At 43.2% G+C, this 25,391-nt stretch carries 21 protein-coding genes and 4 tRNA genes; 1 reads left to right on the plus strand and 24 read right to left on the minus strand.

Annotation, left to right across the window (positions count from 1 at the left end; all coding sequences use genetic code 11):
* Position 1: 1 nt before the first annotated feature.
* The 19 genes from rpoC to HYN49_RS06760 all read right to left on the minus strand — a co-directional run bounded on the left by rpoC (position 2) and on the right by HYN49_RS06760 (position 17,632).
* Positions 2–4,315: a DNA-directed RNA polymerase subunit beta' gene (rpoC, locus tag HYN49_RS06665; RefSeq protein WP_108903392.1), complete on the minus strand. Its 4,314-nt coding sequence runs from the start codon at positions 4,313–4,315 to the stop codon at positions 2–4.
* Positions 4,316–4,538: 223 nt separating this feature from the next.
* On the minus strand, positions 4,539–8,351 hold the full coding sequence (gene rpoB, locus HYN49_RS06670) for a DNA-directed RNA polymerase subunit beta (RefSeq protein WP_108903393.1): 3,813 nt from the start codon (positions 8,349–8,351) through the stop codon (positions 4,539–4,541).
* A gap of 246 nt (positions 8,352–8,597) precedes the next feature.
* Complete coding sequence (gene rplL / locus HYN49_RS06675) at positions 8,598–8,987, minus strand: 50S ribosomal protein L7/L12 (protein ID WP_262497635.1); 390 nt, start codon at positions 8,985–8,987, stop codon at positions 8,598–8,600.
* Between the two features lie 43 nt (positions 8,988–9,030).
* Positions 9,031–9,525: a 50S ribosomal protein L10 gene (rplJ, locus tag HYN49_RS06680; protein WP_108903395.1), complete on the minus strand. Its 495-nt coding sequence runs from the start codon at positions 9,523–9,525 to the stop codon at positions 9,031–9,033.
* 19 nt (positions 9,526–9,544) lie between these two features.
* A complete protein-coding gene (gene rplA / locus HYN49_RS06685) occupies positions 9,545–10,234 on the minus strand; it encodes a 50S ribosomal protein L1 (RefSeq protein ID WP_108903396.1) in 690 nt (229 codons plus the stop codon).
* A 3-nt stretch (positions 10,235–10,237) separates the two neighbouring features.
* Entirely contained in the window at positions 10,238–10,684 is a 447-nt protein-coding gene (rplK, locus tag HYN49_RS06690) for a 50S ribosomal protein L11 (protein WP_108903397.1), read from the minus strand.
* 68 nt (positions 10,685–10,752) lie between these two features.
* Positions 10,753–11,304: a transcription termination/antitermination protein NusG gene (gene nusG, locus HYN49_RS06695; protein WP_108370319.1), complete on the minus strand. Its 552-nt coding sequence runs from the start codon at positions 11,302–11,304 to the stop codon at positions 10,753–10,755.
* Positions 11,305–11,319: 15 nt separating this feature from the next.
* Positions 11,320–11,514: a preprotein translocase subunit SecE gene (secE, locus tag HYN49_RS06700; RefSeq protein ID WP_108903398.1), complete on the minus strand. Its 195-nt coding sequence runs from the start codon at positions 11,512–11,514 to the stop codon at positions 11,320–11,322.
* Between the two features lie 13 nt (positions 11,515–11,527).
* Positions 11,528–11,598 (minus strand) — tRNA-Trp (locus HYN49_RS06705).
* Between the two features lie 59 nt (positions 11,599–11,657).
* The gene (gene tuf / locus HYN49_RS06710) at positions 11,658–12,851 is read right to left on the minus strand and encodes an elongation factor Tu (protein WP_108903399.1); all 1,194 of its coding nucleotides are present in this window, start codon (positions 12,849–12,851) and stop codon (positions 11,658–11,660) included.
* A gap of 55 nt (positions 12,852–12,906) precedes the next feature.
* Positions 12,907–12,978, minus strand: a tRNA-Thr gene (locus HYN49_RS06715).
* A gap of 225 nt (positions 12,979–13,203) precedes the next feature.
* Positions 13,204–13,284, minus strand: a tRNA-Tyr gene (locus HYN49_RS06720).
* A 49-nt stretch (positions 13,285–13,333) separates the two neighbouring features.
* A tRNA-Thr gene (locus HYN49_RS06725) sits at positions 13,334–13,410 on the minus strand.
* Positions 13,411–13,502: 92 nt separating this feature from the next.
* Complete coding sequence (gene hpf / locus HYN49_RS06730) at positions 13,503–13,805, minus strand: ribosome hibernation-promoting factor, HPF/YfiA family (RefSeq protein ID WP_108903400.1); 303 nt, start codon at positions 13,803–13,805, stop codon at positions 13,503–13,505.
* A gap of 28 nt (positions 13,806–13,833) precedes the next feature.
* A complete protein-coding gene (locus tag HYN49_RS06735) occupies positions 13,834–14,736 on the minus strand; it encodes a tyrosine-type recombinase/integrase (RefSeq protein ID WP_108903401.1) in 903 nt (300 codons plus the stop codon).
* Between the two features lie 71 nt (positions 14,737–14,807).
* Entirely contained in the window at positions 14,808–15,002 is a 195-nt protein-coding gene (gene rpsU / locus HYN49_RS06740) for a 30S ribosomal protein S21 (protein ID WP_108903402.1), read from the minus strand.
* Positions 15,003–15,302: 300 nt separating this feature from the next.
* Complete coding sequence (locus tag HYN49_RS06750; RefSeq protein ID WP_108903404.1) at positions 15,303–16,472, minus strand: acyl-CoA dehydrogenase family protein; 1,170 nt, start codon at positions 16,470–16,472, stop codon at positions 15,303–15,305.
* Positions 16,473–16,502: 30 nt separating this feature from the next.
* On the minus strand, positions 16,503–17,387 hold the full coding sequence (locus HYN49_RS06755; protein WP_245892284.1) for a ComEA family DNA-binding protein: 885 nt from the start codon (positions 17,385–17,387) through the stop codon (positions 16,503–16,505).
* 17 nt (positions 17,388–17,404) lie between these two features.
* The gene (locus tag HYN49_RS06760) at positions 17,405–17,632 is read right to left on the minus strand and encodes a PspC family transcriptional regulator (RefSeq protein ID WP_108903406.1); all 228 of its coding nucleotides are present in this window, start codon (positions 17,630–17,632) and stop codon (positions 17,405–17,407) included.
* A gap of 91 nt (positions 17,633–17,723) precedes the next feature.
* Here HYN49_RS06760 and HYN49_RS06765 point away from each other — a divergent pair, with 91 nt between their 5' ends.
* Positions 17,724–18,911: a hypothetical protein gene (locus HYN49_RS06765; RefSeq protein WP_108903407.1), complete on the plus strand. Its 1,188-nt coding sequence runs from the start codon at positions 17,724–17,726 to the stop codon at positions 18,909–18,911.
* 5 nt (positions 18,912–18,916) lie between these two features.
* Here the strand turns inward: HYN49_RS06765 and HYN49_RS06770 are convergent, their stop codons facing one another.
* The 5 genes from HYN49_RS06770 to HYN49_RS06790 all read right to left on the minus strand — a co-directional run bounded on the left by HYN49_RS06770 (position 18,917) and on the right by HYN49_RS06790 (position 25,387).
* Positions 18,917–20,185 (minus strand): DUF2851 family protein, encoded by a 1,269-nt coding sequence (locus tag HYN49_RS06770; RefSeq protein WP_108903408.1) that lies wholly within the window; start codon positions 20,183–20,185, stop codon positions 18,917–18,919.
* 118 nt (positions 20,186–20,303) lie between these two features.
* Positions 20,304–21,665, minus strand: a complete 1,362-nt coding sequence (locus HYN49_RS06775; protein ID WP_108903409.1) for a pyridoxal-phosphate dependent enzyme — start codon at positions 21,663–21,665, stop codon at positions 20,304–20,306.
* Positions 21,666–21,836: 171 nt separating this feature from the next.
* Positions 21,837–22,031, minus strand: a complete 195-nt coding sequence (locus HYN49_RS06780) for a hypothetical protein (RefSeq protein WP_108370329.1) — start codon at positions 22,029–22,031, stop codon at positions 21,837–21,839.
* Between the two features lie 82 nt (positions 22,032–22,113).
* Complete coding sequence (locus tag HYN49_RS06785) at positions 22,114–23,877, minus strand: T9SS type A sorting domain-containing protein (RefSeq protein ID WP_108903410.1); 1,764 nt, start codon at positions 23,875–23,877, stop codon at positions 22,114–22,116.
* A gap of 7 nt (positions 23,878–23,884) precedes the next feature.
* A complete protein-coding gene (locus HYN49_RS06790; RefSeq protein WP_108903411.1) occupies positions 23,885–25,387 on the minus strand; it encodes a hypothetical protein in 1,503 nt (500 codons plus the stop codon).
* Positions 25,388–25,391 lie beyond the last annotated feature (4 nt).

The raw sequence follows: 25,391 nt of genomic DNA on the forward strand, positions 1-25,391 counted from the left end.
CTTAATAGTTGTATTCTTCTTTAGTAGCCATCATTTCGTTGAAATCCTCTTTAGAACCTACGATCGTATGGTCGTACTCCCTCATACCGGTTCCGGCAGGGATTCGGTGTCCGACGATCACATTTTCCTTAAGACCTTCCAATAAATCTACTTTCCCTGCTACAGCAGCTTCGTTTAGTACTTTAGTAGTTTCCTGGAACGACGCAGCAGAGATGAATGACTTCGTCTGAAGTGAAGCCCTTGTGATACCCTGAAGTACCGGAGTAGCCGTTGCAGTGATCACGTCACGTGCAGAAACAAGGTTCTTATCTGTACGTTTCAGGATAGAATTCTCATCACGCAATTGGCGTGGAGAAACAATCTGTCCTGGTTTCAGGGTGTCAGAATCACCGGCATCCTCGACCACTTTCATACCGTAAAGCTTATCATTTTCAACAATAAAGTCTTTAGTATGAATCAATTGGTCTTCAAGGAATAAGGTATCTCCCGGATCCTGGACCTGTACTTTACGCATCATCTGGCGGATAACCACCTCGAAGTGCTTGTCATTGATTTTTACCCCTTGCAGACGGTACACTTCCTGGATTTCATTCACAAGATATTGTTGTACCGCGGCAGGTCCCTGGATTCTCAGGATATCTTCAGGAGTAATAGCTCCGTCAGACAATGGCACACCCGCACGGATGAAGTCATTTTCCTGCACCAGGATCTGGCTCGATAATTTGACAAGGTATTTCTTAATCTCACCAAATTTGGATTCGATGATAATCTCGCGGTTACCACGTTTGATTTTTCCAAAAGTAACCACACCATCGATTTCAGAAACTACCGCCGGGTTTGAAGGGTTACGTGCTTCAAGAAGCTCTGTAATCCTTGGCAGACCTCCGGTGATATCCCCGGCTTTTGAAGAGCGGCGCGGAATCTTCACAAGGATTTTTCCAGCTTTGATCTTCTCGCCATCGTCTACCATAAGGTGTGCACCAACCGGTAAGTTATAAGAACGAATCAGTTCATTGTCTTTTCCGTAGATCAATAAGGTAGGGATCAGTTTTTTGTTCCTTCCTTCAGAAATTACTTTTTCCTGGAATCCGGTCTGCTCATCAATCTCAACAACGAACGATTGTCCCTGTTCCAAATCTTCGTAAGCAATTTTTCCGGTAAATTCAGAAATAATAACCCCGTTATATGGATCCCATTTACAGATTACGTCGCCTTTCTTAACAGACTGTCCGTCTTTTACGAAAATGCTTGAACCGTAAGGGATGTTATGTGTATTCAAGACAATTCCTGTCTTCTCGTCGATCAGTTTCAATTCGGTAGAACGTGACACCACGATGTCTACGGTATTGCCTTCGTTGTCTTCACCTTTCACCGTTTTAAGATCTTCAATCTCAAGACGACCGTTGAAACGTACTACGATGCTGGATTCTTCAGAGATTCCTCCGGCCACACCACCTACGTGGAATGTACGAAGTGTCAGCTGAGTTCCAGGTTCACCGATGGATTGAGCAGCGATTACACCGACAGCTTCTCCACGTTGTGTCATCTTACCTGTAGCAAGGTTCCTTCCGTAACATTTAGCACAGATTCCTTTGATAGCTTCACAAGTCAATGGAGAACGTACTTCCACTCTTTCGATTGGAGACGCTTCGATAACCCTCATCACGTTTTCAGTAATCTGCTTACCGGCTTCGATGATGATTTCGTTGGTCAATGGGTTGATGACATCCTGTAAAGCCACACGGCCAAGGATCCTTTCTCCCAACGATTCCACTATTTCTTCGTTCTTTTTCAATGCTGAAACTTCAACACCCCTCAATGTACCGCAATCGTCAAGATTTACGATAACATCCTGGGAAACGTCATGGAGCCTTCTGGTAAGGTAACCGGCATCCGCAGTCTTCAAAGCGGTATCGGCAAGACCTTTACGGGCACCGTGCGTAGAGATGAAGTATTCAAGGATCGAAAGACCTTCCTTAAAGTTAGAAAGGATCGGGTTTTCGATAATCTCACCACCACCGGCAGTAGATTTCTTAGGCTTGGCCATCAAACCACGCATACCTGTAAGCTGACGGATCTGCTCTTTGGAACCCCTCGCTCCTGAATCAAGCATCATGTATACCGAGTTAAACCCTTGCTGGTCTTCACGGATATTTTTCATCGCCAATTCAGTAAGCTGTGCATTCGCCGAAGTCCAGATGTCAATAACCTGGTTATAACGCTCGTTATTGGTGATAAGACCCATGTTATAGTTCATAAGGATACCATCAACCTGCTCATTGGCATCGGCGATCAGTTTTCCTTTTTGCTCCGGAATACGGATATCACCCAAACTGAATGACAATCCGCCTTTGAATGCGAATTTGTAACCCATGTCTTTCATTTCGTCAAGGAAAGCGGCAGTGGTTGGTACATTGGTCACACTTAAGATGTGTCCGATGATATCACGCAGGTTCTTCTTGGTCAAAACGTCATTGATATATCCTGCTGCTTCAGGAACTACTTCATTAAACAGTACACGTCCTGCAGTGGTCTGGATGATTTTCCAAACCAATTCTCCGTTTTCGTTGAAATCTTTCGCACGGATTTTCACTCTTGCGTTCAATTCCAGACGGCCTTCGTTCAAGGCGATATTTACTTCTTCTGCAGAATAGAAAGTCAGGCCTTCGCCTAAGATTTTCATTTCCGGAGTCGACAATCTTTCTTTGGTCATATAATACAGACCCAAAACCATGTCCTGGGAAGGAACCGTAATCGGTGCGCCATTCGCAGGGTTCAGGATGTTGTGTGATGCCAGCATCAAAAGCTGCGCTTCAAGGATCGCTTCAGGTCCAAGTGGCAAGTGAACCGCCATCTGGTCACCATCGAAATCCGCGTTGAAAGCCGTACAAACCAATGGGTGAAGCTGGATCGCTTTTCCTTCAATCAGTTTCGGCTGGAACGCCTGGATACCCAGACGGTGCAGGGTAGGAGCACGGTTAAGCAATACAGGGTGTCCTTTGATTACATTTTCAAGGATATCCCAAACTACAGGCTCTTTCTTATCGATGATTTTCTTGGCAGATTTTACCGTTTTTACAATACCTCTTTCGATAAGCTTACGGATAACGAAAGGTTTGTAAAGTTCAGCAGCCATGTCTTTTGGCAGACCGCATTCGAATAATTTCAATTCCGGTCCAACGACGATCACCGAACGCGCAGAATAATCGACACGTTTTCCAAGCAAGTTCTGACGGAAACGCCCTTGTTTTCCCTTAAGGGAATCAGAAAGCGATTTCAATGGACGGTTTGATTCTGTCTTAACGGCAGAAGCCTTTCTCGTGTTATCGAACAAAGAATCTACCGATTCCTGCAACATACGCTTTTCGTTACGAAGGATCACTTCAGGAGCTTTGATCTCCATCAGACGCTTCAAACGATTGTTACGGATAATCACACGACGGTAAAGGTCGTTCAAATCCGACGTTGCGAAACGGCCACCATCAAGCGGCACTAACGGACGCAATTCAGGCGGGATAACAGGAACCACTTTCATGATCATCCATTCCGGACGGTTCTCACGATTGAGGTTTGATTCGCGGAAAGATTCCACAACCTGTAATCTTTTTAAAGCCTCTGTTTTACGTTGTTTCGACGTTTCGTTGTTGGCACTGTGGCGCAAGTCGTAAGACAGACTGTCCAGATCAATCCTTGCTAACAGGTCCATAATACATTCAGCACCCATTTTGGCGATAAATTTATTAGGGTCATTGTCGTCAAGATATTGGTTTTCCTGAGGAAGGCTGTCCAGAATGTTCAGGTATTCTTCTTCGGTCAAAAAGTCCAATCTCTTCACTTCATCACCTTCGGCATTTTTTGCAATACCAGCCTGGATCACCACGTATCTTTCGTAGTAAATGATCATGTCTAATTTTTTAGACGGCAATCCAAGGATGTATCCGATTTTATTCGGAAGCGAACGGAAATACCAGATGTGTGCGATGGGCACGACAAGGTTGATATGCCCGACACGGTCACGACGTACTTTTTTCTCGGTTACTTCAACACCGCAGCGGTCGCAGACGATGCCTTTGTAACGGATCCTTTTATATTTACCACAGGCACATTCGAAATCCTTTACAGGTCCGAAGATCCTTTCACAGAAAAGACCGTCGCGTTCCGGCTTGTGCGTCCTGTAGTTGATTGTTTCAGGCTTTAAGACTTCACCCCTTGATTCCGCCAGGATAGATTCCGGAGAAGCAAGACCGATAGAAATTTTGTCAAACCTTTTTATTTGGTTTTTGTCCTTATTGTTATTATTTCTATTATTCATCATAGTTTCTACTATTGATTTATTTGCAATTAAAAAATTGAATCCGTTTATCTTTGCGATAAACACTACCTCGGGTTACTTCTCTAAACTTCAGGTCTTTCCTGAAGTGCTAATTATAAAAACAATGTTTCTATAAAAAATCGGAACGGTTTACGGGTATAAATCCTGAAAACTAATTAAATTATAATCAGCGTCCGACCTGAGCCGGACACGGATTACTGAATATTTATTCTTCTAAACGAATGTCTAATCCAAGACCTTTAAGCTCGTGCATCAATACGTTAAATGACTCAGGAAGTCCCGGTTCCGGCATGGATTCACCCTTAACGATCGACTCGTAAGTTTTCGCCCTTCCGATCACGTCATCCGATTTCACGGTGAGGATTTCACGAAGTGTGCTGGACGCACCATAAGCCTCGAGTGCCCAAACCTCCATCTCTCCGAAACGCTGTCCACCGAACTGTGCCTTACCTCCAAGAGGCTGCTGCGTAATAAGAGAGTACGGTCCGATAGAACGTGCGTGCATCTTATCATCAACCATGTGCCCCAGTTTCAGCATATAGATCACACCTACGGTTGCAGGCTGGTGGAAACGCTCTCCGGTTCCTCCGTCATACAGGTACGTGTGTCCGAAACGTGGAATTCCGGCTTCGTCTGTCAGTTCGTTGATCTGGTCAAGTGTTGCTCCGTCGAAAATCGGCGTTGCAAATTTCTTGCCAAGGTTCATACCGGCCCATCCAAGTACAGTTTCGTAAATCTGTCCGATGTTCATACGCGAAGGTACACCCAGCGGGTTCAATACGATGTCTACAGGCGTTCCGTCTTCAAGGAATGGCATGTCTTCGTGACGAACGATACGCGCAACAATACCTTTGTTACCGTGACGTCCCGCCATTTTATCACCTACTTTCAGTTTACGTTTCTTAGCGATGTATACTTTAGCCAGTTTCAGGATTCCTGCAGGCAATTCATCACCTACGGTAATCGTGAATTTCTCTCTTCTCAAAGCACCCTGAAGGTCATTCAGTTTGATTTTGTAGTTGTGGATCAGGTCGTTTACCATTTTATTGGTTTCCTCATCTGCAACCCATTGTCCTTTACTTAAGTGAGCGAAATCTTCTACAGCGTTCAGCATTTTCTGAGTGTATTTCTTACCTTTTGGCAATACTTCTTCACCCAGATCATTCATGACACCCTGAGAGGTTTTCCCATTGACAATCAGGAATAATTTGTCAACCAGTTTGTCTTTCAATTCCACAAATTTGGTTTCGAACTCCATTTCAAGGGAGCCCAAATCATCCTTGTCTTTGGTACGTTTTCTTTTATCTTTTACCGCTCTTGCGAACAGTTTTTTGTCTAATACAACTCCATGCAGAGATGGAGAAGCTTTCAATGACGCATCTTTCACATCACCGGCCTTATCACCGAAGATCGCGCGAAGCAGTTTTTCTTCCGGAGTAGGATCTGATTCTCCTTTAGGCGTAATCTTTCCGATAAGGATGTCACCAGGCTTCACTTCAGCACCGATACGGATCATACCGTTTTCGTCAAGGTCTTTGGTAGCCTCTTCAGAAACGTTCGGGATGTCGTTGGTTAATTCTTCATTACCCAGTTTCGTATCACGTACGTCCAATGAATAATCATCGATGTGGATTGAAGTAAAGATATCATCGCGAACTACTTTCTCAGAGATTACGATCGCATCCTCGAAGTTGTATCCTTTCCATGGCATAAACGCCACTTTAAGGTTTCTTCCAAGTGCAAGCTCTCCGTTTTGGGTAGCGTAACCTTCAGACAGCACCTGACCAGGAATAACACGGTCGCCTTTTCTTACGATAGGCTTCAGGTTAATCGAAGTACTTTGGTTGGTCTTTCTGAATTTGATCAGATTATAAGTCTTCTCATCAGCATCAAAACTTACCATTCTTTCTTCTTCCGTACGGTCATATTTAATAGTGATGATGTTTGCATCAACATATTCTACCGTTCCATGACCTTCAGCATTGATCAACACACGGGAATCAGAAGCCACCTGTCTTTCAAGACCTGTACCAACGATTGGAGCTTCAGGACGTAACAATGGTACGGCCTGGCGCATCATGTTTGATCCCATCAACGCACGGTTCGCATCATCATGCTCCAAAAACGGAATCAATGAAGCGGAAATCGACGCGATCTGGTTTGGCGCAACGTCAGCATAATGAATGCTGTGTGGATCCACCACAGGGAAGTCACCTTCCTCACGGGCAATTACTTTATCAGCAAGGATGGTTCCGTCAGCACCCACTTCAATGTTGGCCTGGGAAATCAATTTGCCTTCTTCTTCTTCTGCACTTAAATAAACAGGATCGGAAGTAATGTCAATTTTACCATCAGTTACTTTACGGTAAGGCGTTTCGATGAATCCCATTCCGTTTACTTTCGCATAAACCCCAAGTGAAGAGATCAAACCGATGTTTGGTCCTTCCGGTGTTTCAATCGGGCATAAACGGCCGTAGTGTGTATAGTGAACGTCACGTACCTCGAAACCGGCTCTTTCACGGGAAAGACCACCAGGTCCAAGGGCAGACAATCTTCTCTTGTGAGTAATCTCGGCCAATGGATTCGTTTGATCCATGAACTGAGACAACTGGTTTGTTCCGAAGAAAGAATTGATTACAGACGACAAAGTTTTCGCATTGATCAAATCGATCGGCGTAAATACTTCATTGTCACGAACGTTCATCCTTTCACGGATCGTACGTGCCATACGGGCAAGTCCAACGCCGAATTGTGCTGAAAGTTGTTCACCAACAGTACGTACACGACGGTTTGACAAGTGATCGATATCATCAATCTCTGCTTTAGAGTTGATCAATTCGATTAAGTATTTCACGATAGTGATGATATCTTCTTTGGTCAAGACCTGCTTTTCCATTGGGATATCAAGGTTCAGTTTTTTGTTCATCCTGTAACGACCTACTTCACCTAAGTTATAACGTTGGTCAGAGAAGAACAATTTATCGATGATACCACGTGCAGTCTCCTCATCAGGTGGTTCTGCATTACGCAGCTGACGGTAGATGTGCTCGACGGCTTCTTTTTCAGAGTTGGTCGGGTCTTTTTGCAGTGTGTTGTGGATGATGGCATAATCAGCCTGATTCGCATCTTCCTTGTGCAAAAGGATCGATTTTACATTGGCGTCGATGATTTCCTCCACATTATCTTTGTCGATGATGGTATCACGATCAAGGATAATCTCGTTACGTTCGATAGAAACTACCTCGCCGGTATCCTCGTCCACGAAATCTTCGTGCCATGTATTCAATACACGGGCTGCTAATTTGCGTCCGATGTATTTCTTAAGTCCTGTTTTAGATACTTTGATTTCCTCAGCAAGGTCGAAGATTTCAAGGATATCCTTATCTCTTTCAAAACCGATAGCACGGAATAAAGTGGTTACCGGTAATTTTTTCTTACGGTCGATATACGCGTACATGACGCTGTTGATATCGGTTGCGAATTCAATCCATGATCCTTTGAATGGGATGACACGGGCAGAATATAATTTGGTTCCGTTGGCGTGGAACGACTGTCCGAAGAAGACACCAGGTGAACGGTGCAACTGCGACACTACTACACGCTCGGCGCCATTGATGACAAACGTACCGCTTGGCGTCATATAAGGAATAGTACCGAGGTACACATCCTGTACAATAGTTTCAAAATCCTCATGCTCGGGATCTGTACAATACAGTTTTAACCTGGCTTTTAAAGGCACACTGTAAGTAAGTCCTCTCTCAATACATTCCTGAATGGTATAACGTGGCGGATCAACAAAATAATCAAGGAACTCCAGTACGAATTGGTTTCTGGTGTCAGTGATTGGAAAGTTCTCCATGAAGGTGTTATAAAGCCCTTCGTTGCCCCTCTCGTCAGATTTGGTTTCCAGTTGGAAGAAATCTTTAAAAGATTTGACCTGAATATCTAAGAAATCCGGATAGTCCGGGATATTTTTGGTCGAGGCAAAATTCAATCTTTCAGTCTGATTTGTTATCATCAATGAACAAAATTTTGATTAAAAAAAAGTAATTTTTGTGTGAAACACTATGGTATCCATACTTTCTTTTTAAGATCAATACATCTTTAAAAATAAACCAAGTAGGAGTTCATTTCTTTCTTCGTATTGATTAAAAGATTTTCGTATTTATCAATAAAATCGGATATAATTTTATTATACGAAAAATGGTTTAGGCCTTTGGATGCGTATCCAAGACCTAAACCTAGTTTTCAAAACCGAGTTTTACTATTTAAGCTCAACAACAGCTCCGGCTTCTTCTAAAGCTTTTTTCAGGCCTTCAGCCTCTTCTTTAGAAACACCTTCTTTAACTGAACTTGGAGCGCTGTCCACTACTTCTTTAGCTTCTTTAAGACCTAAACCGGTAAGTTCTTTTACCAATTTCACTACAGCTAATTTAGAAGCACCTGCATCTTTAAGGATTACGTTGAATTCAGTCTGAGCTTCTTCAGCAGCAGCTTCGCCACCACCACCTGAAACTACTACTGCAGCTGCAGCAGGCTCAATTCCATACTCATCTTTCAATATTGTTGCTAAGTCGTTAACTTCTTTTACAGTAAGGTTAACTAATTGTTCTGCGAATTGTTTCAAATCTGCCATTTTTCTATCGTTTAAAATGATTTGTAAAATATAATTTATTATTGTGCGCTTGTGAATGTGCTTACGCTGCGTCTTCGTCCTTGAACTGGTTCTTAAGAGCTGAAATAACTCTTTGAGCAGGTGACTGAAGTAATCCGATGATTTCGCCGATAACTTCTTCCTTGGATTTAAGCGATGCTAATGAATCCAGTAAGTTGTCACCGATGTAAATTTCGGCATTGATGTAAGCTCCTTTAAGGACTGGTTTGTCTGATTTCTTACGGAATTCCTTGATGATCTTTGCAGGTGCGTTAGCAGTTTCTGAAAGAAGGATCGCGGTGTTTCCTTTTAAAATCGTTGATAAATCCTCATAGTTGTTCTCAGATGCTTCCATTGCTTTTTCAAGCAAAGTGTTTTTAACCACTTCCAATTTGATGCCTGCTTTAAAGCAAGCCCTTCTCAAGTTTGAAGTCGTTTCAGCATCAAGTCCTGAAATATCTGCCATATATACGGTATTGCTACCGGCTAACTGTGCAGTTAAATTTTCAATTGCGATTGATTTTTCTTCTCTAGTCATATTAAAAATCTTTTACTGCTTAGACTGCTTTGGGATCAAGTGCAATCGCAGGACTCATTGTGCTTGACAAGTGAATGCTTTTGATGTATTGACCTTTTGCCGCAGTTGGCTTCAGTTTAATTAATGTTTGAATAATCTCATGCGCATTGTCCACGATTTGATCTGCCCCGAAAGAAACCCTTCCGATACCTGCGTGAACGATACCTGTCTTATCTACTTTGAAATCAATCTTACCGGCTTTTACTTCAGCTACAGCTTTTGCTACATCCATAGTAACTGTTCCGGTTTTCGGGTTTGGCATTAAGCCACGTGGCCCAAGGATACGTCCTAATGGTCCCAATTTACCCATAACAGCAGGCATAGTGATGATTACATCAATATCAGTCCAGCCGTCTTTGATTTTCTGAAGATAGTCATCTAAACCTACGTGGTCTGCACCGGCAGCTTTAGCTTCAGCTTCTTTATCCGGAGTTACAAGAGCCAAAACCCTTACATCCTTACCGGTTCCGTGTGGAAGTGTTACAACACCTCTTACCATCTGGTTTGCTTTTCTTGGGTCAACGCCTAATTTCACGGCGATATCCACAGACTCATCAAATTTTGCAGAAGCGATTACTTTAACTAATGCAGAAGCATCTTTTAAAGAATACATTTTGTTCTTCTCAATTTTTGAAGCAGCCTCTTTTTGCTTTTTTGTCAATTTTGCCATGTCTTAAGCTTTTTTAAGAGGAGATTCTCCTGATACAGTTATACCCATAGATCTTGCTGTACCAGCAATCATACTCATTGCAGACTCCATAGTGAATGCATTTAAATCAGCCATTTTGTCCTCTGCGATCGCTTTGATCTGATCCCAGGTAACGCTGGCAACTTTTTTACGGTTTGGTTCTCCCGAACCTCCTTTTAGCTTTGCAGCTTCCATTAACTGGACGGCAGCTGGTGGAGTTTTTACGACGAAATCGAATGATTTGTCTTTATACACAGTGATTTGCACTGGGCATACTTTGCCGGCTTTATCCTGGGTTCTCGCATTAAATTGCTTACAGAATTCCATGATGTTCACACCAGCAGCTCCAAGAGCAGGTCCAACCGGCGGCGATGGATTCGCGGCGCCTCCCTTTACTTGTAGTTTAACTACTTTACTAATCTCTTTAGCCATTGTGTTTTAAAAATTTGCATCAGTCTGTGGAAGCAGACCTCCGCGGTTATATATAATAGTGTAACAAATTATACTTTTTCAACCTGCATAAAGCTCAGTTCCAAAGGTGTTTTTCTTCCGAAAATCTTCACCATGACTTCGAGTTTACGCTTCTCGTCATTTATTTTCTCAACAGTTCCGTTGAAACCATTGAATGGACCGTCAATAACTTTGACCGTTTCACCCATATTGAAAGGAATTGCGTGTGAATCAGTCTTAACAGCCAATTCATCCACTTTTCCAAGCATTCTGTTTACCTCTGACATACGCAAAGGCACCGGATCACCGTTTTTAACTTCGCCTAAGAAACCGATAACGCTTGTTATGGATTTGATAATGTGCGGAATTTCGCCGGTAAGGTTTGCTTCAATCATCACGTATCCTGGAAAATATACTTTATCCTTGGTGATTTTCTTGCCGTCTCTTACCTGTACAATTTTTTCGGTAGGAACCAAAACCTGAGAAATATAATCTCCCATACCCAACCTGTTGATTTCAGTCTCGATATAGTTCTTTACTTTATTCTCCTGGCCGCTTACCGCTCTGACAACGTACCATTTTTTCACATTATTTTCTGACATCGCCAAAATATTTATTTATTTAACGACGCTGAAAAAAGCGCTTAGTAATTTCGTGAAACCTTGGTCAACTCCCCATGTGGCGAGTGAACACAAAACTGAAAAAACAGCAACTACAATTGTAAGGCGTTGTACTTCTGCCCATTCCGGCCAGGTTACATTCGTTCTTAACTCTTCAAACGCCTCTGATATATAATTAGTAACTTTCATTATATTTTGTTTTTTGCACGGGCGGAGGGATTCGAACCCCCATCAACGGTTTTGGAGACCGCTATTCTACCCTTGAACTACGCCCGTTTATTAAAAACCAGTGTCGTTATTTTACGACACTGGCTTTTTAAGTATTATGAATAAAATTATTCTACGATTTCAGTTACCTGACCAGCACCTACTGTTCTACCACCTTCACGGATAGCAAAACGTAAACCAACGCTCATCGCGATTGGGCTTAACAAAGCTACATCGATAGTCAAGTTATCACCTGGCATAACCATCTCTACACCAGCTGGAAGAGAAATAACACCTGTTACGTCAGTTGTACGTACGTAGAACTGTGGACGGTAGTTATTGTGGAATGGCGTGTGACGTCCACCTTCTTCTTTTTTAAGGATATAAACCTCAGCTTTGAATTTAGCGTGTGGCTTAACAGATCCTGGCTTAACGATTACCATTCCTCTTTTGATGTCTTCTTTAGCAACACCTCTCAAAAGGATACCAGCGTTATCTCCAGCCTCACCTCTGTCAAGGATCTGACGGAACATCTCGATACCAGTAATAGTAGAAGTCAATTTCTCAGCACCCATACCGATGATTTCAACAGGATCACCTGTGTTACAAACTCCAGTTTCGATACGACCTGTAGCAACAGTTCCACGACCTGTGATTGTAAATACGTCCTCGATTGGCATAAGGAATGGCTTCTCTGTATCACGGATTGGCTCCTCGATCCAGTTGTCAACAGCTTCCATCAATTCCATGATTTTAGGAACCCAGTTTGGATCAGCATTCAATCCACCCAAAGCAGAACCCTGGATAACCGGTCCATTATCTCCATCATACTCGTAGAATGACAAAAGGTCACGGATTTCCATTTCAACAAGCTCTAAAAGCTCAGCATCATCAACCATATCCACTTTGTTCATGAATACAACGATTCTTGGAATACCTACCTGACGACCCAAAAGGATGTGCTCACGTGTTTGTGGCATTGGTCCGTCTGTAGCAGCAACCACAAGGATAGCACCGTCCATCTGGGCAGCACCTGTAACCATGTTCTTTACGTAATCCGCGTGACCTGGACAGTCTACGTGAGCGTAGTGACGGTTAGCTGTTTCATATTCTACGTGTGAAGTATTAATGGTAATACCTCTTTCTTTTTCTTCAGGTGCGTTATCAATCTGGTCGAAAGATTTAGCAGCGGTTTTAGAGAAACCAGCTTCAGCCATTACCTTTGTGATAGCAGCAGTCAAGGTAGTTTTTCCGTGATCTACGTGTCCAATAGTACCGATATTCAAGTGCGGTTTGGAACGATTAAAATTCTCTTTTGCCATTTTACTTAATTTTTAATCTTAGTTATATAATAATATTAGTGTTCTTACTAAATTGAGCCAACTACGGGAATTGAACCCGTGACCTCTTCCTTACCAAGGAAGCACTCTACCCCTGAGCTAAGTCGGCAAGGATGAAAAGAAATTCCAATATTGAAATTCCAAATCCAATATCTTATCAGAAGCGTTCACATCGACCTTCGGGTTATGAGCCCGACGAGCAGAAAACATATTCCTGAGGCGACAGGATTACCGAGCGTAGCGAGGTAATCCGTGAAGGTGAAGCTTCACCAAATTTTTTTTTTCGCCAGCTTACGAAAGCAAAGCTTCGACGCTGTCTCAATCAAAAATTTTGTGGGGAGAGCAGGATTCGAACCTGCGAAGTTCTCACAGCAGATTTACAGTCTGCCCTCGTTGGCCGCTTGAGTATCTCCCCGTTTTTAACCAATATTTAAATGAACAAATCCCGAATTTATCTGGGAAAATGGAGCCGATAGAGGGACTCGAACCCACGACCTGCTGATTACAAATCAGCTGCTCTAGCCAACTGAGCTACACCGGCATTAACAATAAAAAAAGTCCGCTATTTCTAACGGACTGCAAATGTATATGTTTTTGTTTGTTAATCAAAACATTTTTCAAAAAAAATTCAGATTAACTAAACGTTCGGATTTTCTCCTTCCTTTTAACTAATAATCGCTCTGCTGCTTCTATGGAAAGGTCTACTGCCTCTTCAAATGTTTTACATTGTTTCTTCACGAGGAATTCGTCTCCGGGAACATGTATTTTCAATTCTGCTACCTTGTTTTCCTTGTCGCTTGTTTTCTCTACTTTGAGGAAAACATCGGATGAAACCACCTTGTCATAATACTTTTCCAATTTATTCATTCGCTCCTGAATGAAATCTACCAGCTTTCTGTCAACAGTAAAGTTAACTGCATGAACATTTACCTTCATAAATCTAAAATTTAATAGTTAAACATTGTCAGGATTGCCGTTGGTTCCTCGGATGGGCTTCCCCATATACTTTTTTCAGTTCTGCCAAACTGTTGTGGGTGTATACCTGCGTTGAGGCAAGACTCGAATGACCGAGCAATTCCTTGACCGAATTTAAATCCGCCCCGTTGTTCAGCAAGTGAGTCGCAAACGTATGTCGTAGGATATGCGGGCTCTTTTTTACCTTTTCGGAGACATTACTAAAGTAGTTATTTATTAATCGATACACAAGCGAATCGCTCATTTTAATACCTTTTAACGTTAGGAAGAAAAAATCGGAATCCTTAATTTGTTCTAAACAAGCACGTTCCTTTATATAGGTTTGAAGTTGTTGGGAAATAATTGGCAAAATCGGGATGATGCGCTCCTTGTTTCTTTTTCCTAAAACCTTCAGCGTCTGGTTCGAAAAGTCAACATTATAAGTTTTTAACGTGATTAATTCCGCACGCCGGATGCCTGTGGTGTAAAACAAATCAATAATCAACCGATCGCGAATACCTTCATAACCTTCGGGATATTGGATCTGGTTCAGCACCGCATCGAGCTCTTTTTCCGAAAAAGGGATCTGGAGCTTTTTTGGTGTTTTCAAAGCTTTGTGCTTCAGCAACGGACTCGTCTCGATCTGTCGTGTTTTCAGCAGGAATTTATAAAAAGCTTTCAGTGAGGATATTTTTCTGTTCACGGAATTATTGGAGACCCCGGAATCTACTAATGAAACAATCCAGCTGCGTATCTGGCTGTAATTGACATCAACTAAATCATCCTGTTCAAAATGGGCCAGCAGGAAATCGCTGAAAGCCTGCAGGTCGCGGTCATACGCTAATAATGTATGTGGCGAGTAATTCCGTTCCTTCGACAAATAATCCGTAAAAGCCTCCCTGATTTGTGGCATAAAAAAAACCGTTAGCCTCAAAAGTATTAAACTTTGATGACTAACGGTAATATATTTTCAGAATCGGGATATTAACTCTCTAAGTTATCTCTCATGTTCTGGATGTAAGCTGCTTTCTGGATTTTCATCCTATGCGTTACAGAAGGTTTAATGAATGCTTGTCTTGCGCGCAACTGGCGTACAGTTCCGGTCTTGTCAAACTTTCTTTTATAGCGCTTTAATGCTCTATCGATATTTTCTCCGTCTTTAATTGGTATAATTAACATAATATAGACACCTCCTCTCGTTAAGGCTGCAAAGGTAAAAATTATTTTGAATTATGAATTATGAATTTTGAATTATTTTTTGGGCGTGCCGGCGGCAGGAACGTTTGCAGTAAGCCGTGGCAGTTTGACCGTGCCGCCGTCGGGCTGTACACTGCAATTCCTCGCTCGTTCCTCGCTGCGGGATTTCCGCTGCCATCCCTCACGCGCACAAAACTTCAAAATCAAAATTCCAATCAACATGCATCAATTGGAATTTGGAGTTTTGTTAATTCACTGCTTACTGTGAACCGCGACTGACTGCTATTTCACTGCCGGCTCATACTTCCGTTTATCAAAAATCATTTTCGATAAAATCTCCCTCATGATTTCTGAAGTACCGCCACCAATAGGTCCCAGGCGGCTGTCACGCATCAGGCGTGCCAATGGGTATTCTTCCATATAGCCGTAACCGCCAAGCATTTGCAGGCAGCTGTAAATCGTGTCATCCGCTACTTTGGTGGATTTTAATTTGGCCATGCTGGCTTCCATGACGACATATTCTTTTTTGTCCAATCGGGCGACCGTGGCATAATTAAATAATTTGCAGTGTGCGGTTTCCGTGGCATGGTCTACAATGGTGTGCCTTAATGCCTGGAATTTGTCGATCGTGGTGCCAAATGCTTCACGGCTCGACATATAATCTATCGTATAATCAATCGCATATTCGGCACGAGCATGCGCATTTATAGCCATGATCAATCGTTCCAGGGCAAAATGCTGCATCATGTAAGCAAAACCTTTTCCTTCCTCACCCATCAGGTTTTCTTCCGGGATTTCCACATTGTCAAAAGCAATTTCTGCCGTGTCCGATGCCCTCCAGCCTAATTTATCGAGCTTGGTCGCCGAAATCCCTTTCAGGCTGGTGTCCATCACAAAAATGCTAATCCCTTTATTTCCGAGTTCAGGGCTTGTTTTTGCGGCAACGACATAATAATCAGCATAAACGCCATTGGTAATAAACGTTTTCGATCCGTTCAGGATGTAAGTATTGCCTTTTTTTGTCGCTGTTGTTTTCATGCCTGCCACATCGCTTCCCCCGAAAGGCTCGGTAATGCACAGTGCTCCGATCTTGTCGCCCGAAATGCTTGGTGCCAGGTATTCCTGCTTGATCCTTTCGTCTCCTTCGGCATTCAGGTGTGTCATGGCCAGATAAGCGTGGGCCCACATGGCAGCGGCAAAACCTGATGACCTTATTTTCTGGAGTTCTTCGAGTAAGATCACGGTATAAAATAAATCTAGGTCCATGCCGCCATAAGCTTCAGGATAATGGATGCCAAAGAAGCCCATTTCGCCAAATTTCTTCCAGATAAAACGTTCAATTGTTCCTGTCGCTTCCCATTTTTCAATATGTGGCACGACTTCCTTTTGTAAAAAGTCCTGTAAACTTTTCCTAAATAGGTCATGCTCTTCTGAAAAGTACATCGAATTCATATATAATACTATGTTTTTTAGGTGATTTTTTTAGAATCCCAAATATAGGGCAATTATTTTGAATTTTTCAACCGGAAAATCTTTGATTTTTGTCAAATCCTCAGCGTTGCGGATTTCGCCATTCATACTCCTGAAAGTTACAATGGCTTTTGCGCTGTAATAATTCAGGTACGGTACTTTCGACAATTCCTTAATGGTGGCGGTATTGACCGGAATCTTTTTGATCGCAGGCAAACTTTCAATGCGGAACGATTGTTTCAGCTTCTCGATCACATCCGGGGAAAGTCCCCAGATGAAATCCATTTGTTCCATCGAGACGAATCCACCGAGCTTCTCTTTTTCCTTCAAAATCCTTTCAGAAAGCGCAGGCCCGATGCCATAAACATCCATCAGATCCTGCTGTGTTGCCAGGTTGATATCTTTTATGACAGCTGGTTTCTTCTTTTCTGCAGAAGCGAAAGAAAAATTTTGCCGGCTGAAATCCTTTTTGTTTTTTACCCAATCCGGGAATTTGAAGTAAGGTGAAATCTTTGCCAGCAGCGAATCGGAAATTTTAGTAACCTGCTGGAATTCCTCCGCCGAGTTAACATATCGGTTTGTTTTGCGGAACGCCAGCAAACGGTCAATTTCGGCTATCGACATGCCAAGTTTGTACCCTTTGAAATCCGTAATGAAATTCGGGTTGAACGGATAGATTTTCGGTTTGGTGTTTTTAGAAACCGCTTTGAGCGAATCGATTTTGCCCTGCAGGGCGAGCCATTGTTTTTGTTCTGCAGGATTGATTTCCGTTGGTGTGAAATCCATAAAAACGTAAAACAGCTGCAGCAATATAACCAGCGTAAGCAGCAGGATCAGTGAAAAACGTTGGGCGGCATTGAATTGGAAAAATGATTTGATTGGCGTAGATAACATCATATTTGGCGTTTAAAGTTTCAGAGGTCGAAGACAGACGTGCGCTTTGCCCGGATCAGGTCCTTGAGCCGGATCCAGAAAGCGAGTGTCAGGTATACGCCGAACCAAAGCCCGGCGGTCACAAACGAAATGTAAATGAAAAACAGGCGTACGCTGCTTGCGCGCATCCCCAGTTTGTCGGCGAGGCGTGACGCGGCATTGAAGCCGTGCTTTTCGAAAAAATATTTAAGCCTGATAACGATTGACATTCCGATTGGTTTGAAAACAAAAATAAGGTTTTTTCGATACCCCCGATAAATCACCGATTAAGATATTTCATAAAAAGCTACATTTACAGCCATGAAGAAAATCCTGCTGCTTTTCATTTTGTCTTCAGCGCTTTTTAGCTGCGTGGACAAAGATGCAGAATATTTCGATCCGCGCGGTACTGATTATGCCGGGTCGCAAAGCTGCATACAATGCCACAAGGCGACCTATGAATCGGAACTGGCGCATGCCCATTACAGCGCGACGGCTCCGGGTACGCCCGAAAATGTGCTGGGCAATTTCTCCGAGGGGCACAATGCATTTGCGTATGAAAACGGGGCGAAAATCGTCATGGAAAAACGCGGTGACAGTATTTACCATGTATTGTATAAAGATGGAAAGGAACAGAAAGCTTTCAACGTGGGGATTGTTTTCGGGTCCAGGAATGCGCAGACATCGGTGTATTGGGAAAATCACAACACCTATGAATTGCCGGTTTCCTATTATACTTCGGCGCGAAATTGGGGCACCAGCCCGGGATTTTCGTCAACAGAACCCCTTTTCAGCCGGAAGGTCATCAAGGATTGTTATGCCTGCCATAGTTCGAATGCGAGCAGCAACGTGATGAAGGTTTCTTCTGAAAAGACCAATTTTATGACTGTAGATGTTGAAGATATTATCGACCCGAAAACCATCGTATTCGGAATCGATTGCGAAAGATGCCACGGCCCGGCCAAAAAACATGTGACCCATCATTTGAAGTTTCCGGAAGAAAAAGCTGCTTTTGCGATGGTAAAATACGCTTCATTAAATAATCAGCAGAAACTGGATGCGTGTGCGATCTGCCATTCAGGTGTAAGTGGTATTAAGGTGAAATCCATTTTTACGTTTAAACCCGGGGATCAGTTTTCTGATTATTGGCTTAAGCCACAATCCGGCCATTACGATGTGCATGGGAACCAATATGGGTTGTTGTCGCAAAGCCAGTGTTTCATCAAAAGTGACAACCTGAATTGCGTGAGCTGCCACAAACCACATGACGGGAAGAAACAAAATCCGGAATATTTTACGCCAGTGTGCGTGGATTGCCATAAGACAATGTCGCATACACCGGCAACATCCAAAAACATTTCGCTGAAACACCTTGAAAAGAATTGTGTCGATTGTCACATGCCGAAACAGGCATCAGGTGCGATTATTTTCCAGCAATATAAAAATTCGGAATTCTCAAAATACTTACTGCATACACATAAAATTGGGGTTTATCCGTCAACACCTTAACTTCATTAGTATTTGAGTAATGTTGTTCCAATGGCACATTCCAGGCAACGGCCCTTGTTGCAGTAATCGTTTTTCAATTCTAAAAGAGCCTGTGATTCAAACGCATTTTTCGGTTTGATCCCGAAACTGGTGAAATGATCCAGGATGCTGTTACTTTCTGCCGGAATGGATTGCAAAAGCGACATCAGGTTTTCGATGGTCTCTTTTCCCTGGTTTTTGACATAAGCAAACCGGAAAGGAATAATCGTATTAATAATCACCAAATCAATAAAGGAATGTGTCAGCGTTCGTTTTTTCAACTGATTTTCACGGTCAAACTGATAATGTCCCTGCCAATAGGATGAAACGGATACATTGAACAGGTTGTAGATCTCATTAGTGCTTTCAGAATGTATGATAGACGTAAAAAGATTTTCCTTCTGATGGTACAGCATGGCGAGTTGTGCAAGCCGTATAGTAGGAAAGTTATCGGGGCGCAGCCTGAAGAATTGCAGTGGCGTAATTTCAGGTTTTTCGAATCGGTACTTCTCCGCAAGGTAGTGGTAAGCGGATTTTAATTCCACAAAATATTGATCTTGTTTTTCGCCTTCCAACAAACCGCAACTGCCGAAAAACAGGGCTTCGAGGTTGGTGATTTCGAAATGTTCCTTACGGATGATCGAAAAGGGCAGGCATCGAGCCATTTCCATAAACGACATCCCGTTCGTATTCAATCCGAAATTTTTGGCCAATAAGCAAAACAATACTGCTTCCCAATCGCCGGTTTGATGCTGCAGTAAGGTGAGTATGGCCTCTGACTTTCTTTCGAGCCGTTCCAGGAAAAGCCGTTCCAGCCAGTTTTGTAGGGTAAAACTGTCGATTGAAGCCAATTGCTTTTCGCAATAAATCCAGGATTTCGGACGTATTAAGGCTTCGTAATTTTGTATTAAACCTGGAGAAATGAAATGGTGTAGTTCCAGCGTATGAATTTCGGTATTGTCTTTTCGGAAAATAGGGGCATCATGGTTCCAGACCACGTGCAGCACGACATTGTCATAAGCCGGATCGTGCTGGTGGTTGTGGATATACCAGTCCGTAGAACTTAAATGAATTTCGATATTTCCGGCCCATTTTTGGTTGCCGATGACAATTTGTGCGTTGAAAAAATCGGGGCCGGAGCGCTGCAGGTATTGTCCTGTGTGCAGGATTTGAAGGTTTTCACCGGAAGTGGTCGTAAGACCGGTCAATGGAAATTTCTTGAATCTCCACACATAATGCAGGAAATCTTCTTTCATCTGGATGGCGGATAAGTTTGTAATTGGCTTTAGATAGCTAATTTACAATAAAAAAATTCCAAATTCCAAACTTGAGCGGTTAGGAATTTGGAATCTGGAATTTGAAATTTTGGGTTTATTATTTTATCGACCCGATGATATCGTATTTTGTAATGATATGGTGCTTGCCATTTCCAAGTTCAAGTAAAACCGCCTGGTTTTCCTTATTGATCAGTTTGGAAACTTCTTCAATTGGGGTGCCTGCTTTTACAATCGGGTAAGGTTTGCCCATGACCTCCTTAATTGGTTTTTCAGCAACGTTCTTATCGGCGATGTAACTTTGGAACAAATCCGTTTCATCGACTGAGCCCACAAATCCATTGATGTCGATTACAGGGATTTGCGAGATTTTGTATTTACGCATCCTTTCGATGGCATGCGAAACGAGTTCTTCAGTACGCACGATCACCAGCGGTTTGTCGATGTGGTCTTTGATCACGTCTTCGGCTTTGGTGATTTCCTCGTCAAGGAAACCTCTTTCGCGCATCCAATCGTCATTGAACATCTTGCCGACGTAACGGCTTCCGGAATCGTGGAAAAGCACTACGACTACATCGTCCGGCTTAAAATGTTCTTTCAATTGCAATAAGCCTTTGATGGCTGAACCGGCAGAGTTTCCTACGAATATTCCCTCTTCCAGTGCCAGTTTGCGTTGATATACGGCCGCATCCTTATCCGTCACTTTTGTAAAACCATCGATAAGCGAAAAGTCGACATTCTTTGGTAAAATGTCTTCGCCAATACCTTCAGTGATGTATGAATACACTTCATTTTCGTCAAAAATGCCGGTTTCATGGTATTTTTTGAAAACCGAACCATAGGTGTCGATTCCCCAGCATTTGATGTTTGGATTTTTTTCCTTTAAATATTTTGCAACACCCGAAATTGTTCCTCCGGTACCCACACCCACCACAAAATGCGTCACTTTACCACCGGTCTGTTCCCAGATTTCCGGACCGGTCGATTCATAATGCGCGAGTGAATTCGATAAATTGTCATATTGGTTTACGTACCAGGAATTCGGGGTTTCTTCGCCGAGCCTTTTGGACACCGAGTAGTAAGAACGCGGATCCGATGGCTCTACATCAGTGGGGCACACAATCACTTTTGCGCCAACCGCACGCAGGATATCCATTTTTTCTTTCGATTGCTTGTCGGTGATGACACAAATTAGTTTATAGCCTTTTATGATGGCTGCCAACGCCAGACCCATTCCGGTATTTCCGGAAGTTCCTTCGATAATGGTGCCGCCTGGCTTGAGCCTTCCGTCGGCTTCAGCATCTTCGACCATTTTCACGGCCATACGGTCTTTTACCGAATTGCCCGGGTTGAAGGTTTCCACTTTGGCCAACACCAGCGCATCGATTTCAGCGGTTACTTTATTGATTTTTACCAAAGGCGTATTCCCGATTGTGCCCAGTATATTTTCTGCGTAATTCATAATGATCGTGTGTTTATCCGAATTTATATTTGGCGATAAGCCAAAAAACGGATGTAAAGATATTGATTATATAAATGTCTGCAAGGGAGGAAGGCATTATTTGGAATTAAAAAAAACCATCAGCAGGCAATGTCCTCTTGATGGTTTCTCTGGTCCGGGCATAACGGTAAGTTATGATTCGTCTTTTGTGGTTTTTACCAGCCCGATGCCGGCAATGAAAAAAACGATTCCCAGAATGCCGTAAATTGTAAGTGCCTTAATATCGCGCACGCCGCCGCCAGTATTGGCAAAGACAACCGCCGCATAAATAAGCCCGATTATCCCCAGGATGGTCAGGATGGTTCCGAAGAGTCTTTTAACATTCATAATATTTGGATTTTAGGTTTGGTAAAATTCCGTTTTTTTTATAAAGTCTGCGTTACAGCTTTCAGGTTTATAGTTGTAAGATTTACTGAACAGAGGAGGTGACCATAATTTTCTGTGTTTGCACAGCCTGACGGGAATTGAGGATTTTCACAATGTAAATGCCATCGCTTAAACCTTCCGTAGATAGTATGAAATACGCCGCGCCTGTACCTGAGGTATTTATAATAAGCCTGCCGCTGATGTCGTAAAGATTTACGGCATCATAAGGTATCATTTCCGGATTCGCAATACGCAATACATGCGATTTATTGTCCTGCGTGATTAAAAAGTTGTCTGTATCCTGGTTCTTAATGCCGAGGTTGGTGCTGGCAAATGTAACCTCGAACCTTTCAGCGGATACTCCCGCGGTCAGGTTTGCTTCATAAAAATCATTCCTGATGTCATGGTACGACTGGTCCAAAGCATCGTAAATGTAAACCGGCTGTTCCGGGTCGAAATTATAAATTTCAGGAATATAAAACTTTATAGCGCTTAACGCGGAAGATTTCACGCCGACCTTGACCCTTTTATTGATATTAAAATCGATGCCTTCAATCGCATAGGGGTTATCGTTAATCAGGAAATAGGCATCGTCAGGAAGATCGGCGGCTAATGGAGCATCAATTCCCCAATCCACGCCATCCGTGGCTTCAGGAATAAAAGCGAGCGCTAACTGCCTTGATGAACCATTCTCCAGCATGATGTTTAATTTGAAGTGCGATACGGGCTGCAATGCAGTGCTGTCCTGCACCGCCAACGCCATTCTTTCGAAATCCGACAAGCTTCCGCTTTCTTTATAATAAGTTCTGTGCGTATTTTTGAGTGTTACGGTGCCATTGCTGTTCCCCTGGATCATGAAACCCTGGCCCACCGGAGCATATTTCCTGGGGTATGTCTGCCCCGAGGAAGTTCCCGTGGTGTTCAGGCTCCCGTCGGGATTGTAAGTGTTGAAAGTAGCCGATACATATATTCCTGATGACCCAAGCGAAACGGGAGAATAGGTACCGTAACCACCCCGATATTGCCCGATATTGTGTGTGTTTAGTGTTTTGTCCTGTTCCCAATAATAAGCAATTCCGGTGCAGGCCGTATTGGATGCATCAAGCAGGAAAGCATTGACGTGCAATGCGGAAGGGTATGGGTTTCCGGTGAGCGTAAATTTTCCTGTGTCCACCGCAACCGAAATATTTCCGTCATTCGGTTTTCCCGAAAAATCATAACGCTGTGCGCTTCCAGGATTGTTTTGTATGCCGTTTCCTTCTACAATATTGGTGTCGCTGCCTGAAGTTCCTTTCATTGTAAAACCTTCTCCCGGGCCTATTGTGGAAGCGCTTCCCGCAGTAATCCAGGATGATGATACCGTTGGAAGGTACTTGTAAATCCAATATGTCGAAATGGTTAAGGGATTTGCAAATCCATCGGAGTCAGTGGTCAGCATGCTGGCCGGCGTACTCGAAATATTGTTGACAGGACGGCCCAGCATCGTAATGCCGAAGTTTTCATTTCCAACAGTATTGCTGGCATTCCCTACCGGAGAACACCAGTAATTGAATTCGTAATTGTCAGAAGTGCCTTCCTGGTACAGTGATAGTTTTCCGGGCCCTTTATTTGCGGAACCTCCCGTTGTACCCTGTACCAGTTGTGCTTCATTTCGAAGGTAGATGTTGCCGCTTGACTGCAGGTTTACATCCTGTTTTACAAAGAGCACTTCACCTTTGACATACATATAATAGTTCGGGCTTACATATATTTGGGCCAAGGCCGGCATGGTGGCCAGAATTAATACTATGGTGGCAAGTTGTTTCATAATGATACTATTTCATTGTCATACTGAAAGTACGCACCTTAAAAGTCTGCGAGTTAGCATTCACACGCCTGATCCATATCTCGATGGAATCTCCGGAGTTCAGGTAAACGGCACCCTGTATCGGGAATGCCTGGATATAACCTGCATTGGTATCTATGATGGTTTCACTAGGGACCTGCGGATCTGTTCCGCCGGCCGCCGGGATCCGCATTACGAAAAACGCGTATTCGGTATTTCCGGTGCCGGAAACATAATCAAACGCTACGGCACAATTCACCTGGAAAATCCTTCCCTTTTTTCCAACATAAGTAATCCTGTTATTGGTTGTAGCTGTGGTGCGGAATAAATTGGCCGTCAAACCGGCTGTAATGTTCAGTTTCGTATTCACGCCCTGTGTTCCGAGCGGCGTGGCTGCCTGTGCCGTTCCGGATTGATTCAGGTAAACGGTTCCTGTGGACTGTGCATCGCCTTCGGTGGGGATACCTGGGGAGTTTACATACCAGTTGTTGTTGAAGTTAAATCCGGTATAAACCGCCGGATTGTAGCCATTAACATATTTCCCTGTAGTTACTGTTCCTGTAAAAACGACCCCGTCAAGCACCGCATCACCGTTGATGACCGGGTTTGAGGATACATCAAATCCGATTTTTGTACCAATGACTTCACTGAATCCGCCTTGTTTTTGTACCAATCCGAACGTACCCTGCAGGGTTTCATAAGTCCCGGAATTGTTGCCAAACCAGGCAGCGTTGCTTAAAAGCAATTTGTTGATGTCTTTGTAAATAATTCCGGTGGTATTCCCGATGTATTGTACAATGCTTGCAAAAACGAGCGCGAAATTCTCCAGCTTTCCCACATTTGCGGAAGCGTTTATGATACAATCCCGTACAATAAAGCTCTGTGTTTGTGTTCCCGCGCCAATTGACCCCGTTCCCATTACATTGAATACATTTCCCGTAGTTGCGGTTAAAGTTAATATTTTGATCGAGCCGCCAGTGGATCCCGTAAATAAGTCCCCGGTAGCCCTGATTAATTTGTCTTCACCGGCATCCTGCCCAATAATGTAGCAATTGTTCAGCTCGATGGGTAAGTCAACATTGATCGTCCCATTGATCTCATAAAGGGTATTGACATCCATCATATACTTTGTATTGCTTCCCGCGGTTTTTTCGGCTGCCAAAACTGTAGCCAGTACATCGGTCGATTTGATGAGTTTGTACTTGATGCGGCCTTCCTTTTCACCACTGATTTTAATCCACGACGTGGTCAGTAAATCGTAATGGTATAAAGAGCCAAGTGTTGTGTCAAAAACGACAAGGCCATTTGCCGGTGATGCGATGGCTGTCCTTTGTGACGTAGTCATCCGTGGCGGAAGCAATCCCTGGGTGCTAGACTGGATGTCTAATATTGACGAAGCATCCGGGGTAGTGGTTCCGATGCCAATTTGCGCAAAACCTATGGCGCAGGTCATCGTCAAAACCCAAAATAAGGTAATCTTCAAAAGTTTCATGATA

It is taken from the genome of Flavobacterium pallidum, from assembly GCF_003097535.1.
Lineage (GTDB): Bacteria > Bacteroidota > Bacteroidia > Flavobacteriales > Flavobacteriaceae > Flavobacterium > Flavobacterium pallidum.

Bases quoted from the DNA above. Each gene is read 5' to 3' on its own strand.
- HYN49_RS06775 (WP_108903409.1), bottom strand. From the start codon at position 21,665: ATGAATTACGCAGAAAATATACTGGGCACAATCGGGAATACGCCTTTG.
- rplJ (WP_108903395.1), bottom strand. From the start codon at position 9,525: ATGACTAGAGAAGAAAAATCAATCGCAATTGAAAATTTAACTGCACAG.
- nusG (WP_108370319.1), bottom strand. From the start codon at position 11,304: ATGTCAGAAAATAATGTGAAAAAATGGTACGTTGTCAGAGCGGTAAGC.
- HYN49_RS06785 (WP_108903410.1), bottom strand. From the start codon at position 23,877: ATGAAACAACTTGCCACCATAGTATTAATTCTGGCCACCATGCCGGCC.
- HYN49_RS06765 (WP_108903407.1), top strand. From the start codon at position 17,724: ATGAAGAAAATCCTGCTGCTTTTCATTTTGTCTTCAGCGCTTTTTAGC.
- rplA (WP_108903396.1), bottom strand. From the start codon at position 10,234: ATGGCAAAATTGACAAAAAAGCAAAAAGAGGCTGCTTCAAAAATTGAG.
- hpf (WP_108903400.1), bottom strand. From the start codon at position 13,805: ATGAAGGTAAATGTTCATGCAGTTAACTTTACTGTTGACAGAAAGCTG.
- rpsU (WP_108903402.1), bottom strand. From the start codon at position 15,002: ATGTTAATTATACCAATTAAAGACGGAGAAAATATCGATAGAGCATTA.
- HYN49_RS06790 (WP_108903411.1), bottom strand. From the start codon at position 25,387: ATGAAACTTTTGAAGATTACCTTATTTTGGGTTTTGACGATGACCTGC.
- HYN49_RS06750 (WP_108903404.1), bottom strand. From the start codon at position 16,472: ATGAATTCGATGTACTTTTCAGAAGAGCATGACCTATTTAGGAAAAGT.
- tuf (WP_108903399.1), bottom strand. From the start codon at position 12,851: ATGGCAAAAGAGAATTTTAATCGTTCCAAACCGCACTTGAATATCGGT.
- HYN49_RS06760 (WP_108903406.1), bottom strand. From the start codon at position 17,632: ATGTCAATCGTTATCAGGCTTAAATATTTTTTCGAAAAGCACGGCTTC.
- HYN49_RS06735 (WP_108903401.1), bottom strand. From the start codon at position 14,736: ATGCCACAAATCAGGGAGGCTTTTACGGATTATTTGTCGAAGGAACGG.
- HYN49_RS06780 (WP_108370329.1), bottom strand. From the start codon at position 22,031: ATGAATGTTAAAAGACTCTTCGGAACCATCCTGACCATCCTGGGGATA.
- HYN49_RS06755 (WP_245892284.1), bottom strand. From the start codon at position 17,387: ATGATGTTATCTACGCCAATCAAATCATTTTTCCAATTCAATGCCGCC.
- rpoB (WP_108903393.1), bottom strand. From the start codon at position 8,351: ATGATAACAAATCAGACTGAAAGATTGAATTTTGCCTCGACCAAAAAT.
- rpoC (WP_108903392.1), bottom strand. From the start codon at position 4,315: ATGATGAATAATAGAAATAATAACAATAAGGACAAAAACCAAATAAAA.
- HYN49_RS06770 (WP_108903408.1), bottom strand. From the start codon at position 20,185: ATGAAAGAAGATTTCCTGCATTATGTGTGGAGATTCAAGAAATTTCCA.
- rplK (WP_108903397.1), bottom strand. From the start codon at position 10,684: ATGGCTAAAGAGATTAGTAAAGTAGTTAAACTACAAGTAAAGGGAGGC.